The organism is Pseudoalteromonas sp. SWYJ118 (assembly GCF_015864505.1).
In the GTDB taxonomy this organism is placed as follows: Bacteria; Pseudomonadota; Gammaproteobacteria; order Enterobacterales; family Alteromonadaceae; genus Pseudoalteromonas; species Pseudoalteromonas arctica.
Genome location: NZ_JADYXC010000014.1, coordinates 19,687 through 37,345, shown reverse-complemented (window position 1 = coordinate 37,345; position 17,659 = coordinate 19,687). Strand labels below are relative to the sequence as shown.

The 17,659-nt window shown below is 38.7% G+C and carries 13 protein-coding genes; 5 read left to right on the top strand and 8 right to left on the bottom strand.

The window, feature by feature from the left end; all coding sequences use genetic code 11:
• Positions 1-41 precede the first annotated feature (41 nt).
• Positions 42-662, bottom strand: a complete 621-nt coding sequence (locus I6F48_RS13525) for a glutathione S-transferase family protein (RefSeq protein ID WP_166420380.1) — start codon at positions 660-662, stop codon at positions 42-44.
• Positions 663-889: 227 nt separating this feature from the next.
• Between I6F48_RS13525 and I6F48_RS13520 the strand changes: the two genes are divergently transcribed.
• The gene (locus I6F48_RS13520; protein ID WP_166420381.1) at positions 890-1,414 is read left to right on the top strand and encodes a TetR/AcrR family transcriptional regulator; all 525 of its coding nucleotides are present in this window, start codon (positions 890-892) and stop codon (positions 1,412-1,414) included.
• Positions 1,415-1,521: 107 nt separating this feature from the next.
• Here the strand turns inward: I6F48_RS13520 and I6F48_RS13515 are convergent, their stop codons facing one another.
• The 5 genes from I6F48_RS13515 to I6F48_RS13495 form a co-directional block, all read right to left on the bottom strand.
• Positions 1,522-2,991 (bottom strand): carbon starvation CstA family protein, encoded by a 1,470-nt coding sequence (locus I6F48_RS13515; protein WP_197119632.1) that lies wholly within the window; start codon positions 2,989-2,991, stop codon positions 1,522-1,524.
• A gap of 269 nt (positions 2,992-3,260) precedes the next feature.
• Entirely contained in the window at positions 3,261-4,178 is a 918-nt protein-coding gene (locus I6F48_RS13510; RefSeq protein ID WP_007584308.1) for a carbohydrate kinase family protein, read from the bottom strand.
• A 2-nt stretch (positions 4,179-4,180) separates the two neighbouring features.
• On the bottom strand, positions 4,181-5,704 hold the full coding sequence (locus I6F48_RS13505; RefSeq protein WP_197119631.1) for a mannitol dehydrogenase family protein: 1,524 nt from the start codon (positions 5,702-5,704) through the stop codon (positions 4,181-4,183).
• Between the two features lie 60 nt (positions 5,705-5,764).
• A complete protein-coding gene (locus tag I6F48_RS13500) occupies positions 5,765-7,486 on the bottom strand; it encodes a purine-cytosine permease family protein (RefSeq protein ID WP_024591939.1) in 1,722 nt (573 codons plus the stop codon).
• 210 nt (positions 7,487-7,696) lie between these two features.
• Positions 7,697-8,371, bottom strand: coding sequence for an HAD family hydrolase (locus tag I6F48_RS13495; RefSeq protein WP_165728995.1), 675 nt, complete (start codon positions 8,369-8,371; stop codon positions 7,697-7,699).
• A gap of 427 nt (positions 8,372-8,798) precedes the next feature.
• Here I6F48_RS13495 and I6F48_RS13490 point away from each other — a divergent pair, with 427 nt between their 5' ends.
• Entirely contained in the window at positions 8,799-10,325 is a 1,527-nt protein-coding gene (locus tag I6F48_RS13490) for a catalase (protein WP_197119630.1), read from the top strand.
• Between the two features lie 136 nt (positions 10,326-10,461).
• Positions 10,462-10,977, top strand: coding sequence for an ankyrin repeat domain-containing protein (locus I6F48_RS13485; protein ID WP_165728997.1), 516 nt, complete (start codon positions 10,462-10,464; stop codon positions 10,975-10,977).
• A 72-nt stretch (positions 10,978-11,049) separates the two neighbouring features.
• Here I6F48_RS13485 and I6F48_RS13480 read toward each other — a convergent pair whose 3' ends face one another.
• Together I6F48_RS13480 and I6F48_RS13475 are read right to left on the bottom strand one after the other, a co-directional pair.
• Complete coding sequence (locus I6F48_RS13480) at positions 11,050-14,205, bottom strand: M1 family aminopeptidase (RefSeq protein ID WP_197119629.1); 3,156 nt, start codon at positions 14,203-14,205, stop codon at positions 11,050-11,052.
• Entirely contained in the window at positions 14,199-15,062 is an 864-nt protein-coding gene (locus tag I6F48_RS13475; RefSeq protein ID WP_166377431.1) for an ABC transporter ATP-binding protein, read from the bottom strand. Before I6F48_RS13475 ends, I6F48_RS13480 begins: the two co-directional genes overlap by 7 nt.
• A gap of 343 nt (positions 15,063-15,405) precedes the next feature.
• Here I6F48_RS13475 and I6F48_RS13470 point away from each other — a divergent pair, with 343 nt between their 5' ends.
• Together I6F48_RS13470 and I6F48_RS13465 are read left to right on the top strand one after the other, a co-directional pair.
• A complete protein-coding gene (locus I6F48_RS13470; RefSeq protein WP_165728999.1) occupies positions 15,406-16,914 on the top strand; it encodes a sensor histidine kinase in 1,509 nt (502 codons plus the stop codon).
• Positions 16,908-17,588: a LytR/AlgR family response regulator transcription factor gene (locus tag I6F48_RS13465; RefSeq protein ID WP_197119628.1), complete on the top strand. Its 681-nt coding sequence runs from the start codon at positions 16,908-16,910 to the stop codon at positions 17,586-17,588. The genes I6F48_RS13470 and I6F48_RS13465 overlap by 7 nt, the downstream gene beginning before the upstream one ends.
• Positions 17,589-17,659: the final 71 nt, after the last annotated feature.

Here is a 17,659-nt window from a genome sequence, read left to right as displayed (position 1 = left end):
TAACCGGTGTTTTACTTAAACCCTAACCTAAAACAAGTAAATTAAGCAGCAACACTTGGGCGTTTTGCTACTTTTTCTTGCCATGCTACTAAATGGGTTAACTCATTTGGGATTGCTATTTGTGCAAATCCAGCAAATACCAGCCCAGCATACAATGTAATATCAGCAATACTAAACTGCTCACCACCAACAAATGCTGATTGCGCTAATACATCATTAAAATAGCTAAACCCTTGGCGTGCCTTTTCACCTTGTTTTTCACCCCACGCTACGTTTTGATACGTTTCTAGCTCTGGGCCTAAGCCATCAGTTGCATGATGAAAGTAAGTTGCCACAGCGTCAAGCACCATAGATTCTGCACGCTTTTGCATCATGTTAATTACTGCACGCTCTTTTGCGGTTTCACCCATTAGCGATGGACCTTCAAACGCGGTATCAATGTACTCAGTAATAGCCGTACTTTCTGATATAAACGTGCCGTCATCTAGCTCTAATACGGGCACACCGGCTGAAGGGTTTTTAGCTAAAAATGCGTCTGTTCTATGTTCACCATTTAATAAGTCAACAGGTACAAACTCAACATTCGCAGTGGCATTTTTTTCAGCTAAAGCGATACGAACACGAAGTGGATTTGGAAAGTTTTCTACATCATAGATTTTCATAGCAGTCTCATTCTTTATTGTTTAAAAGTTAATTGATGGCAGCAACCTACCTATCGATAGGTATCTTATATTCCTAAATTAAATGTAAGTCAATTTTTAAATTAACCCTTCATTTGGTCATAATTTAATAACCTTTAAAATCATAAAGTTGCTTATAAAAATAAAATGGCTTGTAAATGACTATCTACTGGTCGATAATTTTATTATTGCAATGGGGAAGTATGTAAATGAGTAAAAAAGAAGAACTATTAAAAGCTGCGCAGGATAAAGTACGCCTAGGTGGTTACAGTAACTTTAGTTTTAGAGAGCTTGCGAGCGAAGTCGGTATTAAAAGCGCCAGTGTGCATTATCACTTTCCGACTAAGGCTGATTTAGGTGCAGAGCTTGCTCATCACTATACCAACTCTTTTTTGGCTGCGTTAGGTGAGCCGGACGAGCTAAAAGCGAGCGGTAAAAACCCTATTGAAGTGTACACGCAGCTTTTTAGAGGGGCATTAGTTACCGATAAAAAAATGTGTTTATGTGGTTTGTTAGGTGCCGAAAGCGATAGCCTACCTGATAAAGTACGCCTTGAAGTACAGCGATTTTTTAATCATAACTTACAGTGGCTTAAAGCAGCTCATTTAGCTAATGATGAACCTAATCCCGCCCAAGCTGCTATTAAAACAGTGAGCTTACTAGAGGGCGCAATGATGATAAGCAAAACACTCGACGACAACAGTTACTTTGAACTTGCTACCCAAACTGTTTAATTTAGCTTTAGTTTAGCTTTAATTTAAATATAAAAAACGAGCTATAAAATAGCTCGTTTTTTTGTTTGGCTAAGTTACGTAGTTTACTTTACGCAACTCATAAGTAACTAAACCGTTGTTGGTTTAACTTTATGCTTAGAATGCACAATCACCAAAACAATTAAGCCAATCACTGTAACTACAGCGCCAATAGGTTTGCCATAATCGCTTGATAAGTTAAGACCAATTGCGGCAGTACCAATATAAGAAACCGTTACCGCTGTTGCTATAACAGCCGGAATACTCGCAATCCAATGGAACGTACCACGGTCAAATAAGTACTTAGTGGCAAGCCATAACACGCTTGTAGAAAGTAACATGTTTGAGAACGCGAAGTAGCGCCAAATTAATGAGAAATCGAGCTTCGTCATAAAGTACGCAATAGTAAGAATAGGCACCGCTACTAATAAGCGATTGCGTAAACTTTGCGGAATATTAAACGCATCAACAACGGTTAAACGTAGTGAACGGAACGCTGTATCACCAGAAGTAATTGGGAAAACGGCTACTGCAATAATTGCCATTATACCGCCAAATACACCTAAGTAACTGTTAGCTACATGGTTAACAACTAAACCTGGACCACCTTGATCAAGCAATGCTTTTAAGCCCGCGTAACCATCTGGGAACGCTGCAATACCAGCAAGTGCCCATACACAACCTACAATACCTTCACACATCATAGCGCCGTAATAAACTGGACGTACGTATTTTTCGTTAGTTAAACAACGCGCAATAATTGGCGCTTGAGTAGAGTGAAAACCACTAATAGCACCACAGGTAATTGTTATAAATAACAATGGCCATGTTGGTAGTCCATCAGGATTTGGCTCTAAAAAGTCATGAGCGTGATCAGCTTCAAAGTAAGCTAAAAAGTCACTTGGTACCGGTAAGTGCGGCGCATTAATAAGTAATGAAATAGCAATTGCCACTGTCATTACAATCATTAGCGCACCAAAAATTGGGTAAAACTTAGTAATGATTTTATCAATTGGTAGCAAGGTAGCTAAAAAGTAATACGCTAAAATAGCGAGTACCCAAAAGGTATTATTTGCCAGTATTGTACCTTCAAAAAAATCAAGGTTACTTAGCAAACCTGCAGGGCTCATAATAAATACTACACCTACAAAAAACAGTAGCATGGCAGTAAATACAAGCATAAAGCCTTTAAATACGACGTTGTAATAATGGCCTGCGATTTCTGGTAGGCTTTTACCGTCTTCTTTTATACTCATTACACCTGAGAAGAAGTCGTGTACAGCGCCACCTAAAACATTACCAAGTACAATCCATACTAGTGCAACTGGTCCGTATAAAGCACCTAAAATTGGGCCAAATATTGGACCTACGCCAGCAATGTTTAAAAACTGAATTAAAAATGCTCGTACAGGGTGAATAGCTACGTAATCAACACCTTCGCTAAAGCGTTTTTGTGGTGTGTCAGCAGTTGAATCCAAACCGGCTTGTTTTTCAACAAATGGGCTGTAAAACTTATAGCCCAGTATTAAAATAGTGAGGCAGATAAAAAAGATGATCATAAAGCACGTTTCTCTTTTTGTATTTTAGTTATAGAGCGCATTGTGTGTCGCCCCGCCTTTTCAATCCGTGAATAATCGACGAACAATAACAAAGCTTCAACCCTCAAACAATAAGACGTTTAGCTAATACAATAATCGATATAAGCCACTATTTACGCAACCTGCACACTTAACGCTCCACATTGAATGTTTATTACACACGTCTTATTTTGGGCACAAAAAAAGCGGTTAAACTTTTACGTTATAACCGCTTTCACACACAATGTTTTTTAAAGTGGGTTCATAAACTCACTAATTTGTTGATGCGTTAAAGTAGGTGTTGCGCCAGAACTTTCGGCGACCATTGCTCCAACGGCACATGCAAAGTCAACGGCATATTGCGCGTCGTCGTTGCTACAAAGCTGATAAATTAACGAACCTAAAAACGAATCCCCTGCGCCAACAGTGTCAATTACGCTAATTAAATAACCTGAATTATAAAAATTCTCGCCTTTGATTGTTAATAAAGCACCGTGGCTACCTTTGGTTACACATAAGTAATCGGTATTTGTTTGCTGTGCTATAAACGCTAAATTTTGTTCAAGCGAATGAAACTTACAACCCATCGCTTTTGCTATTTCGTATAGCTCTTCATCGTTTAATTTAATAAAGTCTGCTTTATTCATTAAATCTACAAGTGTTTCTAGCTTGTAATGCGGTGCACGTAGGTTTACGTCAAATACTTTAAAGTTTGCTACATCAACTAGTTGATTTAATGTTGCCAGTGACGCTTCGCTTCGCCCAATTAGGCTGCCAAATACAAATACATCGCTACTTTTAACTTTACTAAGTAACTCATCAGTAAGCGCTATATTATCCCACGCAGTGTCTGCCACTATTTCATAACTTGCTGAGCCGCCACTGTCGAGTGTTACCTCAACCGTGCTGGTTTTTTTGTCACTATTAATAGCAATGTATTCGCAGCTTACGCCTTTGCTAGTAATTTCGCCTAGTAGCTCAGCGCCTAACTCGTCGTTGCCAACAGCGCTGATCATATCGGCTTTAATGCCTAGTGAGTTGATACGCACACACATATTAAGTGGCGCGCCACCTAAGCGTTTACCTGAATCAAAACAATCCCACAGCACTTCGCCAAAGCAGCTAACACTTACGTTTTCGCCTGATTTATGATTAATTAAAATGCTCATAATTAGTTACTCTTTTGATCAAGTACAGCCTGCATAATGGCTTTAATTTTACTATTAGGTGCATACAACGCAGCAATCGACTTTTTATATTCAGCAGTAAACGTTTCGTTATGCTCAAGCTTACCAAACAAGCTCGTTAACTTTAAAAATGCAGACGGGCTAGTTTGAGTCTCTTGCGCGTAAGAATTAAGCTCTTTGTGCATCGCATCTTGAATTTCAAGCTTTTCGCCGTTTTCACTTAAACCCTTATCGCTGTATAAACACCAAGTTGCAATAACAAGCGTTGCCAGTGATACATCTCGACCTTGTACTAGGTTTTCGTTAATTGTGGCAATTAAAAACTTAGGCAGTTTAGCTGAGCTTTCACTACAGATACGCGCTAGGCTGTCTTTAATATTAGGATTAGCAAAACGCTCTATTAACGTATCTTTGTAGCTTTCAAGGTCAATGCCTTCAAGTGGTTCAAGATTTGGCGTTACTTCTTTATCCATAAAAGCACGCAGGTATGTGGCAAATAATTCATCCGATACCGTTTCATCAATAGTGCCATAGCCATGGATTGAACCTAATAAACCAAGTACAGAATGCCCTGCATTAAGTAAACGTATTTTCATGGTTTCATAAGGCGTTACATCAGTAACAAACTGAGCACCAACAACATCCCAATTTGGACGAGAGTCACTAAATGTGTCCTCTATTACCCATTGTGTAAACGACTCACAGGTAATTGGCCACTCGTCGCTAACACCATATGCATCAACCACGTAATCAATATCACTCTTTTTAGATACCGGTGTAATACGGTCAACCATCGCATTTGGAAACGATACGTTTTGCTCAATCCACTCACTTAGGTCTTTGTCTTGCTCTGTAGCAAAGGCTAAAAGCATTTTGCGTGTTACGTTACCGTTGTGCTGAATGTTATCGCACGACTGCACTGTAAATGCGCCTAAGCCTTGCTCTTTACGCAGTTTTAACGCAGCCGTAATGTAACCAAACGCTGTAATTGGGTCGTTCGGGTTATTAATGTCGTTAATAATATCTGGATTGCTGGTGTCAAACTCGCCCGTTGCAGGGTTAAAGTTGTAGCCGCCCTCGGTAATAGTAAGCGACACAATTTTAGTATCGCTGTGCGCTAACTTATTAATTACCGCTTGTTTGTCCTCTGGAGCAAACAAAAAGTCGATCATTGAGCCTATTACTTTGTTATCTATTTTACCGTCTGGGTGTCTAACAGTAAGCGTATAAAGGTAATCTTGCTGCTTTAAAATATCACGCAGACCACGATTACCCTCTAAAAGGCCAACACCACATATGCCCCATTGCTCAGAGCCTGGGGTTTTTAAAAGCTCGTTAACATATACCGCTTGATGAGCACGATGAAAACCGCCCACGCCAATATGAACAATACCGGCTTTAACTGCGCTACGGTCGTAGGTTGGTGTATCAACATGGCTTGGTAATTGAGCCAAGCTTAGTTGGTTTAGCCCTGTAACTAGAGCGTCAGTGTGTTGATGTTGCGTCATGGTGCGACCTTACTAAACAAAAATAAAATATAAATTACGATACTGTATTACGATAAGTAATTACGATGCTGTATTGAGTACTTTATGGCGTTTTAACGACCAGTACGCAGTAACAAAATAAATAACAGTACAAATAAAACAGGCTATTTCGAATTGCGATTTATTAGCGCTGTACATACTCATAGTTTCACTGAAAAACATCACCTGGCTGGCAAATATAAAAATAATAACCAGTGAAACCGTAGAAACCGCATTAAGTACTTTGGTAAATACAGAGCTGTCAATTACTGGCTTTGGAATGTCTTTAGCTTCAGCGGCTTGATATTCTTTAATATCACGTTGCTCTTGCTCTTCTGCTTCAATCTCTTGTGTGTAATCTTCACCGGCGCCGTATTTTTTAGCTAAAAGCGTGTAAATAACAATTGTGAAAATCCACGTAGGAATAAACAAGTAGTAAAACGACATTACATCAATTGCGTTTAAGCCAAAGCCAAACACAAGCGCTAACGCCCAAGATGCTATAGCCGGTACGCTGCGAGTAATGTTTTTATATTTAGCCCAGTAACGTGTTAGGCCAATTTTAGGAAATAACACATGTTCAGCAAACACAATGCCGCCTACTGGCACAACTAATAAGCCTGCGTAGGTAAGTAGCGGAAGCATTTGTGAAAATACAAACGGGAAACACGCAATAATCACGGTTACAACACCTACAATAGCGGTTGTGCGTTCACGTGATTGATTAACAAATATAGATTGTGCTGCAAGGCCTGCACGGTAAAGGTTTGCGTTAGCTGTAGTCCAACCGGCAATAATTACAATAACAAAACCAGTCCAACCTAATGCATGGTATGCAACATCGCCCGGATCAAGTGATGAAATAGTTGTTTTAAGTAATACCGCAACACCTGCGCCCATAATACCGGCAGAGATCCACGCTAAGTAATGACCAAAAAACATGCCCACACCAGAAAACAAACCATAGCTTTTGCGTTTAGCAAATCTAAAAATAGCCATGTCGATTAAACCAAAGTGAGTAATTGAGTTAGCAGCCCATGCAAAGCCAATCACTTCTAATAGGCCAATACCTTTTTCACCATCGGCATTGGTGCCCGTCCATATGGAGGAGTCGCCTATGGTCATAAAGTCGCTAAAGCTAGTTAAAGAGGTAGAACCTAATACGTGATTTGAAAGCTCAGGGAATAACGCGAACGAACCTGCAATAAATATAACAAATAGCCACGGCGCACACAGTTTCGAAAAGTCAGCAACCGTAGAAAAGCCATACATCGCAACAAACACAACAATAGAGCCAACAGCTAAAACAATGGCTACAAACCAAAAGCTATTTGGATACCAATCAAGTTGTGCAGGTATATCAAACAAAAACCGCACGGCGGTGGAGGATACCGTGATCATCGCGGCAGATATAACACTAAAAATAACCACGTTAGCCCAGTTATAGAGCTTGGTCATTGAGTTACCAGCAATTTTGTTTAAGTAGTTATATAAACTTAAGCGGGTTTCTACTGCAATGGGTGCAGTAATCAGCCACCAAGAACACATTGCTAACAGGTTACCTATTAATAAACCCAGTAGAATGTCGATGGTTGAAGCGCCTAATGCAACAAACGTTGCACCAATAACAAATTCAGTAGCCGCAACATGTTCGCCAGCATATAGCCCTGCAAAATGTTTCCAGCCGTGAAGCTTATTATTAGCAACAGGAAGTTGCTCTTCGTTTACATCTTTAAATGTTTGTGTGTGTGGACTCGTTGCCATGGTATTTCCTATTGTTAACAGCAAAAGATTTAATACCTAAATACTTTGCCTTTTATAATTTGGCTTATAAACGCATGATGTTTCGCCATGTCTTGTTTTATTTTTAGTAAAGCAAAACCATCTACATTTATATTTTGCGTTTGCTTGCCTGTCAGTGTGTAAGGCGAGCAAATCACGTTTAAAACTTTGTTTATTTAAAAAGCCGCGTGTTTACTGCTTTTTAAGTGCAGGGTATGCACTAAAAAAATCTTGCCAATGCGGTAAATGATCAACATTTGGGTAAGCACTGTGCACATGATTAACAGAGCCTTGCATATGTTGCCCACCGCTGTAATGCAGTACTTGCATGTTGGCGTCGATTCCTGCATTTACGCCGGCTTTACTGTCTTCAATCACTAAACAATGCTCTGGCTTTACACCCATTTGTTTAGCTGCATGTAAAAATAAATCGGGTGCTGGTTTGCCACGCTTAACTTCGCTGCTGGTAAAAACCGTATCGCTAAAGTACTTACTTAAACTCACTACGCTCAACGCTTTTGCGGTGCGTGCTGGGCTGCTGCTAGTAGCTATACAAATAGGCACAGCTAAATTGTTAAGTACGTCTTTTATACCGTCAGTCGTGGTTAGCCCGGTTTCAAATTCGTTTAACAGTGCTTCGCGGTAGTCACCTTCAAAGCTTTCAGGAAGAGTGACATTAAATGCATCCGCTATTTTTTGGCTTACTGTTTTAAAATTGCAGCCTAAAAAGTGTTGCTGTACATAAGCACGGTCAATATCAACGCCTTTTTCAACAAGCATATTAATGAGTACTTGTGCGCTTAAAATTTCGCTATCAATAACAACGCCATCACAATCAAATATCACTAGCTCAATGTTAGTATTCATCTTGTCACCTTATTAAAACTGTTTGGTTTAGCTAATTTAAGTATAACGAGTTAAGCGCGATTAATATTGTGCAGCTTTTTAGTGCAACTCAATAATGAGCATAAGCCCATCGATTGAGCATATTCCCTTTATTGCACGAATATGTCAACACACTGTAAGTATAAAACGCACCAGCTTGGTGAAAATACACTCAGATAAAACTAAAAACCTTTGTATTTAATCAACTTTATAAAAGCATATTGCGACCAAGGTCGTAGTAAAAAAATTCCGTTAACGTAAAAAGTGCTCCTGTTAATTTATTTCATCTGTTTTACAAATCACATCAATCTAATTAATCAGTTTTACCGAAGTTAATAAAGTCAATACTATCGTTAACAGATTAACAGCCTGCACCACTGCCGGCACTTTTAAATAGATGAGGTCGACAATGAATACTCAAATAAACAAAACAAAATTAACACTAACTGCACTAGCACTTGCAATGGCATTACCGGCAAGCGCAGCAACAACACTTACTAAAGATAACGGCGCAGCTGTTGGCGACAACCAAAACTCGATTACTGCTGGCGAACGTGGCAGTGTATTACTAGAAGACGTACAACTAATTCAAAAACTACAACGCTTTGCACGTGAGCGTATTCCTGAGCGTGTTGTTCATGCCCGTGGTGTTGGTGCACATGGTGTGTTTGTAGCATCTAAAGAGTTAGACGATTTAACAATTGCAGCCCCTTTTTCAGAAGTAGGTAAAGAAACAGACGTATTTGTTCGCTTTTCATCAGTAATTCATTCTAAAGGCAGCCCAGAAACATTGCGTGACCCACGCGGCTTTGCAATTAAGTTTTATACTGATGAAGGTAACTGGGATTTAGTCGGCCTTAACTTACCGGTATTTTTTATACGTGATGCGATTAAATTTCCAGATATGATCCATTCTTTGAAACCATCTCCGGTAGATAACATTCAAGATCCTAACCGTGTATTTGACTTTTTCTCCCACGAACCAGGTTCTACACAAATGCTAACGTGGGTTTACAGCGACTACGGTACACCAGCAAGCCTTCGTAAAATGGACGGCTGGGGTGTTCATTCTTACAAAATGATTAATAAATCGGGTGATGTTAAATACGTTAAGTTTCATTGGGTAAGCCAACAAGGCATTGATAACCTTGACGCAAAAGAAGTAGCAAAGGTGCAAAGTAAAGATTTCCAGCACTTAACTCACGATTTATACACTGAAGTTAATAAAGGTAATTTCCCTAAATGGGATCTGTACATTAAAACGCTTGATCCGTCGCAACTTGATGACTTTGATTACAACCCGTTAGATGCAACAAAAATGTGGTTAGACATTAAAGAAACTAAAGTAGGAACAATGACCTTAAACCGTATGCCAACTAACTTCTTCCAATCTACAGAACAAGTAGCAATGGCACCGGCAAACATTATTCCAGGTATTGAGCCATCAGAAGACAGACTATTACAAGGTCGTATGTTTTCTTACGCTGATACACAAATGTACCGCCTAGGTGCTAACCACCAGCAATTGCCAATTAACCGTGCAAAAGTTGAAGTAGTTAACTACAACCAAGACGGCGCAATGAATATTGGTAACACTACAGGCAATGTAAACTACCAGCCAAGTCAAGAAAACGTTGCTGAAAACCCAATTGCACGTAGAAGCCAAACCGAGCTTAAAGGCTACGTACAGCAAGCCGCGATTAAAAAGCAACAAAACTTCGCGCAAGCCGGTGTTTTATACCGTGGTTTTAGCAAGCAAGAACGTACAAACCTCGTTAATAACCTTGCAGGCGATTTAGGCAAAGTGCAAAACAGCAATGTTAAACACAAAATGCTTAGCCACTTTTACAAAGCAGACAGTGAGTACGGTACACGTTTAACTAAAGCTGTAAACGGCGATATTAAAATGGTTAAACAACTAGCAGCTAACTTGTAAGTAGCTAGTTGTAATTAACTAGCTGTAAGTAATCAGTTGTAAAAATTAGTCCCAACTAAGCAAGCTGCTATATAAGCAACCACAATTATGAGGAAGGGATAACCCCCCCTTCCTCTTTTTATAAGAGACAATTGTTATGCGTAATTTATTAATTATAGTCGCTCTACTACTGAGCTTTACCAGTAACGTTTACGCTCAAAATACCCCAAGTACACAAACACCCAGTACGCAAGTTGAAAGCCAACATTCTGCAAAAACACAATACCAAAGCTTATTTGCTTATTACTTTGCCGCAGCTCGTACAAACGATACAGCCGTAATAGAGCAATTTGTAGATGCCGGTATTCCTATCGACAGCTACAACAATAAAGGTTACACCGCATTAATGATTGCCACTTATCATGGCAATAAAAACACGGTAAACACGCTTTTGCACTTAGGCGCTAATGCCTGTTTAGAAGATAACCGAGGTAACACAGCGCTTATGGCTGCTATTTTTAGAGGTGAATTTAGTATAGCTAAAACACTTGTATCACTTGATTGCGACAACGCGCATCAAAACAAAGCAGGTCAAACGGCAGAGCAATTTGCACAAACATTTGGTCAACAAAAAGTTATAGAGTTACTAGCACAGGTAAGTAATGCAAAATAATCTGCACGCAACAAAAAGCCCTAAAATAATAGGGCTTTTGATTTACTAAATATATGTTCAAATTAAACGTACTTACTCTAAAAACAGTGTGTTTATTAAGCTTTCTTGTTCTTTTCCAGCTTCATGTTTTAATGCTCGTATAAAATCCATAGAATTGGCGGGACTGTTTGGATAACCATGATTTTCCCAAACCAACTTGAGCGCATTAATAATGGGTTCATCCCCAATAGCAGCGCGTAGCTTAGCAAAGACAATAGTTGCTTGCGAATATTGGTCAAAGCTTTGTGTAGCATCAACTAAGGCTGATCGCTCCTTTATGTTCATCAACATACTTTGCTCGTAGCGTGTTGTTTCATACTCAACCAGCGCTTGCATTGTCGCTTTCCCATAACGCTGCTCTATAACAACAAGCTCAATATACTTTGCCATAGACTCCACTAAAAAAGCGCTATCTGAAAGTACCCCATTACCAATATCATGGCCAAACCATTGATGAGCGGTTTCGTGAACTGCACGGCGATAGCGTTGATCAAAGCCTGCATTAGCGCTTGGCTTTGATCTAAAACCAACACTGTCTTCAATAAGTATAAGTTGCGGCAATGCATAACCTTTAGCACCAACACTAGGCGAGCCTATTAAACTCAATTGTTTTGCTCTATAAGGGCTTATATTATTAAGCCATTTTATTGTATCGCCCATTGCGCTGAGGTTTATAGCTATAGACTCCGCTCGTGCTGGCTCGTTTTTATCTTTAGCAAACACGTTTAACATCACGCCATTTTGCTGCTTGGTAACAGGGGAATAAGGCACCGTCACCCAAGCTGGGATTGCATTTATGGGTGCACGAGTCTCAAAATGAAATATTTCGCGGTCATCTTTGCTGGTACGTGATATTTCCTCTCCTTGGGTTATAACCTGATAACCACTTGTTGTACTCACTTTACTCGACATAGTAAGCCACTGGTAATGAGTACTTGCTTTCACCGTTTTAGCAAATAGCTTCGTGGGTCTAATAACCGACTTCACTTTAAGTGCGTGTTGCTGACGAAGTATCGGATCGGTTAATTCATAATTACCTTGATAGCCAACAGTCGGCAATAAAGGCACTGATCGTATATAGCTAAATTCAGGGGTTATTATCTGATGGCCTCTTACTGGCCAAAGCTTAGCTTGATGAACATCAAACCGTGTAACTAGTTTACGTATTTCTCCTGGCTGCATTTCATTCTCAAACTTAAACACAGCTTGATTAAGCAAGGGAAAGCTTTTAGCCCTTTGCGCGCCATCGATTTCAATATCGGCCCATTTATAAAAACCAGAGCGCCCAACCAATATCTCTTTAATAGGGGCTTGATGGGTGTTTTTTAAGGTATATATTAAGGAAAAATGAGCTTGCTGCTGATGCGGATAAAAGTCTACATTAGCATCAATGTGCATAATGCTTGGCTGTGCTACATTGCGCCATTGTGAGAATGCTTTTTCGTATTGTGCTTTAAATGCCTCGCGTTTATGCGAGTTGGTTAAAGGCTTCTCCTCAACCAGTCTTAAATGTAATTGAGTAAATAGCGCCACAGTGATAAGTAAAGGTATAAGTAACCAAAAATGTTTAACCCCCATTACTCTTTGGCTCAACCCGGCACCTCGGTGATTAAAAACTCCCGTAATTATAACTAAACTTATACACGCCACTAACCAAACTGATATATAAGGCCAATAACTACTTATACTTGCACGATAACCCCAAAAGTTATCAGGTGCCTGCAAAGGCGTCCAACCAACACTCCACAATGTATGCGTAAGACCAAGATAAGTCATTATCGGTGTAAATTTGATCAGTAAAATAACAGCAATTAGCAAACCCGCAATAAGCTGCGAACGACACAAATTAAATACACACAAAAATACACACGCAATAATGGCAAGCACAATTGCCATCAAAAATAAAATGGTTAAATGTACTTCAAATTGATATGCACTGTGTAAAAACCACTGAGCTGCACTTGCCCCTAATAAGCTCATTGTTAAAAAAACCAATATCATAGTACCTAGGACCAATAACTGACTGTTTAAAAAGTAATATGTTTTGAGCGGTGTAGCAGCGATCAGCTCAGCTATATTATAGTATTTAGCAAAGCAGCTTACTTGCCAGCTCCACAAAGCCATTAATAAAGTGCCAAACAACAATTGCATATCAAATGCATAATAGCTAATTGCATCAAGGCTTGTGGTACTCATAACACTCATTGGTTCAACATAACCAGACGACGAGGCAACACTATTAAAAACCATCACCGGCCAAACAAAAATAATCAGTAAAGTAACAGGGTGTGAAACCAAATTAACCAGCGTAGTTTTGTATAAACTGGCCATCATCAAAAATGGCTTTTGCGTGACTCTCGCTGTTTTATATTCAGCGGGTTTTAACGTGTTGTAACGAATGTATTCGTTAGTATTTTTAGTTTTTTTACTCTTTAATAATGTGTGTTTTTTATTTTTACTAAAAGTAATATAAAAAATACCAACAGCAAGCATACTCACAACAACGCGATTAATAGCAAATGAAGCCCCTAATGAATTGGTTAAACTGTTTATTACGGCAGTGTATGCAAAAGGGTCAAGCCAAACAAATAATGTATAAAAGCGATTGCTTATAATACTACTTCCAGCAAGCATTGGATTTCCGGTAATACTTGCAAGCATTATGTAGCCTATCCACAACACCGTAAAAACAACATAATTGGGTAATGAATTAGCTGATTTATGGCAAACAAAAAAGGCAATAACAACTAAAAAGCAGCTATTTGGTAACAATACTAAAAAGCTATTAAATACAGTAAAATAAACCACATTTGGTATATAGCCCAATTGCCTTACATGCATGTATATCATTACTAAATCGCTAATTAAGCTGATAATAAAAACCAAGAAAATCAGTAAGCATACTCTTGCTAAACTGCGCTTAAATAAACTAGTTTGCGTAGCATAAATAAGCTCCTGCATTGACGCGTGCTGATCTCGTAAAAATATAACGGGTGCCAATACTCCTACAAGCACAGGTAACTGCATCATTTGTAGCATTGTAATATTTAACTTAAATTGTTTTAACGAATCAACTTCAACTGCTGCAAGCCCAGAGGACAACATAACCGCAAATACCAAAGGGATAATAATGCACAGCCAAACAAGTGGTTGGCGCACTGCATATCGCCACTCATTAAAAATTAACATGTTTGACTTCCTTCATTAAGTGCAAAAAAGTACTTGTCTTGAAGCGTAGCGGGCGAGTTTATTGCATTTTGTGCAGGAGCCGTGTCTGCATACACACGAAATGACGCTCTACCATAGCGATGGCTCTTACTTAATACATACTGATTCGGTATGCCCGTGGGTAAACTTTCGAGCTGCCAAATCTTACCTTCTAAAGGAACTAGTAACTCTTTTACGTCACCGCTTTGTATGAGTGCTCCTTGATCTATAATGGCCACGTAGTGACATAAATTTTCAACATCTTCAACAATATGGGTCGATAACAATACCAACCTATTTTGACTAATACTAACGAGTAAATTATTTAAACTTTCTCGCTCCACAGGATCAAGCCCAGCAGTGGGTTCATCCATAATAATTAGCTTTGGGTTGCCTAACAAAGCCTGAGCCACGCCAAAACGCTGCTTCATTCCTCCCGAAAAATTAACAACTTTTTTATTAGCAAACTGAGTCAAATTGGTTAGTTCAAGTAAACTATTAATTTGGTTTTTGCGTGCATTACCATCTATACCTTTTAATACGGCAATATGCTCAAGTAACGCTCGACAACTCATATTGGGATACACACCAAAATATTGTGGTAAATAACCTAGCTGCGATCTAAGCGCATCTGGTTGGCTAATCACATCAAGGCCATTAAAATTAATATGTCCGGAGTCGGCATTTTGTAAACACGCGAGTGTGCGCATAAGTGTTGATTTACCCGCTCCATTAGGGCCAAGTAGACCGACCATACCGGCGGGTAGAGTGATCGTCACATCATTCAAAGCCTGCGTACCATCTGCGTATTTTTTGTTGATATTTTTCAGTGTAAGCATTAGTTTCATCCTTAATTGGTATAGCACCAGCTTAAGAAAGCAAGTCAATACAAGCGAGAAAATAATGGTTAACGTATTGAAATAAATGATGAACATAAAAAAGTAACGTTGGTCATTTAAATATGACCTTTCATCATTTAAATAAACGGCCTAGTATGCTTAAAACGGTTACTAACCCTATGAAATAAAATAATTATTTTAAAAATAAATTATGATTGAAACAGTTTTATGGATAAACTAGCGCGCTCAGCGTAGTGAATTGTGCAAAGGTAATGTTTAAAATAAAAAGACAATTTTATCTAAGCGTATCTGCTCAGAAACTATAATAAAAACGGAGTCACATATGCAGCAAGCCAATACACCAATATGGCAACGCTTTAGCATTACCCAGCTAATAATTTTTTTACCGCTAATAGCCGCTATTATGCTCGACTCTCATATACGCTTTTTGTCATCACATATGGATTCAACTAGCCAATATCTGGCTATTAATATTCAACTTTTTTTACAGTGTATTCCCTTTTTTATTGCCCATGCGTTTGCATATCGTTTATTACTTACACCCGCAATCATAGTTTGGCTGTTAGGCTTTTTAGCCTATCCATCTCTCTTGCTAGTATTTAATAACCAACTTCTTAACTTTTCGCAATGGCAATACCTTGATGCACAATGTTGGACACTGTGCGCATCTGCAAGTGGTATATGGCTTATTACTAAACGCACTAATAAAAATAACAATGTGTTGAGTAATAAATGGCTTAAATCCTTGTTTTCACTTGATACAGTCGTGTTTATAGTACTTTTAGGTTGGGCAATAGTTACATCAAGCATACTCAATACGCACACTGATCCTATGTTAAACCAGCCTATTGAGCCTGTTATTGATGTTTATAAAGTATTCACACAGTTTGATACTTTTTTGGGTTACCTTTGGCAAATTACTGTTTGTGCCGGATTAGTATATGGAGTGTATTTATTAAATAGATATTTATTAATACGCTACGTATTAACCTATCATGGCGTATTAATATTTTTGTTTGCAAGTTTAATAAGCCTCGTTGTACTTACACCTATATTAACATCGTGCTTGCTACTGTTACCTATTAACGATTTACCCTCAGGCATTGCTAACTTAACACCAGGCGGTAATGATAATATTTTCAGCCCTGAAAATTATCAGTTCGTATTTTTGTTTTTAGCTATAAGCACACCGATTATTTTAGCGTTTGAACGACAGCAACAACACGTTCAAATTAGCAACATTGCCCAGCAACAAACAAAAACAGAGCTAATGCTACTTCAGCAGCAAATTAACCCTCATTTTTTATTTAATACATTAAACAACCTTTACGCGCTGACATTAAAAAAAGCAGATAATGCACCAGATCTTGTTATGCAATTAGCTAATTTACTGCGTTACAGTGTTTATGAAGGCCAAAAAGCACAGGTGAGTTTAGAAAAAGAAATCAATTACTTAAAAGGTTTTATTGCATTACAGCGTTTGCGAAGCGCTGAGCGCTGCAACTTTGATGTGCAATGGCCTGAACATCAACAACACTATTTAATTTCGCCGCTACTGTTAATAATGATTTTAGAAAACGCGATAAAGCATGGTGTAGAGCCCACGTCACAAAAAGTAACGGTTGTGTTTAAAATCACCATGGCCGATAACATACTAACGCTATTTTCCTCTAACCCTATTCTACCTAATAACAATTCAGAGCATGGGATGGGACTTAACAATTTACGCCGTAGGCTAACTCTTTTATATCCAAATAAGCACACATTAATTATTAATGAAAATAAAAACCTTTGGCAAACCACACTTAAATTGGAGCTGGCTGCATGCTAAACACAATAATTGTTGATGACGAGCCGCTCGCGCATGACGTTATACTGCATCATTTAAGTGCCCATAAAGATATTAATATAAGCGGACAATACCTTAACGCTAAAGATGCATTATGTGCTTTAGCCACATCATCTATTGATTTGTTATTTTTAGACATAAACATGCCCGAACTATCAGGGATTGCATTACTAAAAGTGCTCGCGAATCGACCACAAGTGATTATTATTAGTGCGTATCAAGAATATGCTTTAGCCGGTTTTGAACTTGACGTAACTGACTACCTACTAAAACCAGTCTCTGCGCAACGCCTTGAACAAGCACTCAATAAAGTACGGAAAAAAAGAAAACACATAACGCTAAATCCCAAGGCACCTCTGACTATTACGCTTAAAATCGATCGTGAAAAACATAAAATTCAATTAAGCGACATAGACATGTTTGAAGCGTATGGAAATTACGTAAGAGTATGGCAAGGTGAAAAATCATTACTTGCAAGCAGTACTCTCAAATACATATTGCAGGAACTTGATACTTCATTTATTCAAGTCCACAAATCTTACGTGATTAACAAAAATAAAGTGGTCGCGTTAAGTACTGAAAGCGTTCAACTAGCATCAGGCGTGTCAGTTAAAATTGGCAAGTCATTTAAACAACAAGTGCGCGACATTATTTAATTTAAGCTCGGTTAAAGTTCCCCCTTTATTTAAAAGCCCTAATGCTTTAGGGCTTTAGGGCTTTAGGGCTT

Excerpts from the sequence above, each read along its gene's own strand:
- I6F48_RS13525 (WP_166420380.1), bottom strand. The coding sequence starts at position 662 with ATGAAAATCTATGATGTAGAAAACTTTCCAAATCCACTTCGTGTTCGT.
- I6F48_RS13520 (WP_166420381.1), top strand. The coding sequence starts at position 890 with ATGAGTAAAAAAGAAGAACTATTAAAAGCTGCGCAGGATAAAGTACGC.
- I6F48_RS13515 (WP_197119632.1), bottom strand. The coding sequence starts at position 2,991 with ATGATCATCTTTTTTATCTGCCTCACTATTTTAATACTGGGCTATAAG.
- I6F48_RS13510 (WP_007584308.1), bottom strand. The coding sequence starts at position 4,178 with ATGAGCATTTTAATTAATCATAAATCAGGCGAAAACGTAAGTGTTAGC.
- I6F48_RS13505 (WP_197119631.1), bottom strand. The coding sequence starts at position 5,704 with ATGACGCAACATCAACACACTGACGCTCTAGTTACAGGGCTAAACCAA.
- I6F48_RS13500 (WP_024591939.1), bottom strand. The coding sequence starts at position 7,486 with ATGGCAACGAGTCCACACACACAAACATTTAAAGATGTAAACGAAGAG.
- I6F48_RS13495 (WP_165728995.1), bottom strand. The coding sequence starts at position 8,371 with ATGAATACTAACATTGAGCTAGTGATATTTGATTGTGATGGCGTTGTT.
- I6F48_RS13490 (WP_197119630.1), top strand. The coding sequence starts at position 8,799 with ATGAATACTCAAATAAACAAAACAAAATTAACACTAACTGCACTAGCA.
- I6F48_RS13485 (WP_165728997.1), top strand. The coding sequence starts at position 10,462 with ATGCGTAATTTATTAATTATAGTCGCTCTACTACTGAGCTTTACCAGT.
- I6F48_RS13480 (WP_197119629.1), bottom strand. The coding sequence starts at position 14,205 with ATGTTAATTTTTAATGAGTGGCGATATGCAGTGCGCCAACCACTTGTT.
- I6F48_RS13475 (WP_166377431.1), bottom strand. The coding sequence starts at position 15,062 with ATGCTTACACTGAAAAATATCAACAAAAAATACGCAGATGGTACGCAG.
- I6F48_RS13470 (WP_165728999.1), top strand. The coding sequence starts at position 15,406 with ATGCAGCAAGCCAATACACCAATATGGCAACGCTTTAGCATTACCCAG.
- I6F48_RS13465 (WP_197119628.1), top strand. The coding sequence starts at position 16,908 with ATGCTAAACACAATAATTGTTGATGACGAGCCGCTCGCGCATGACGTT.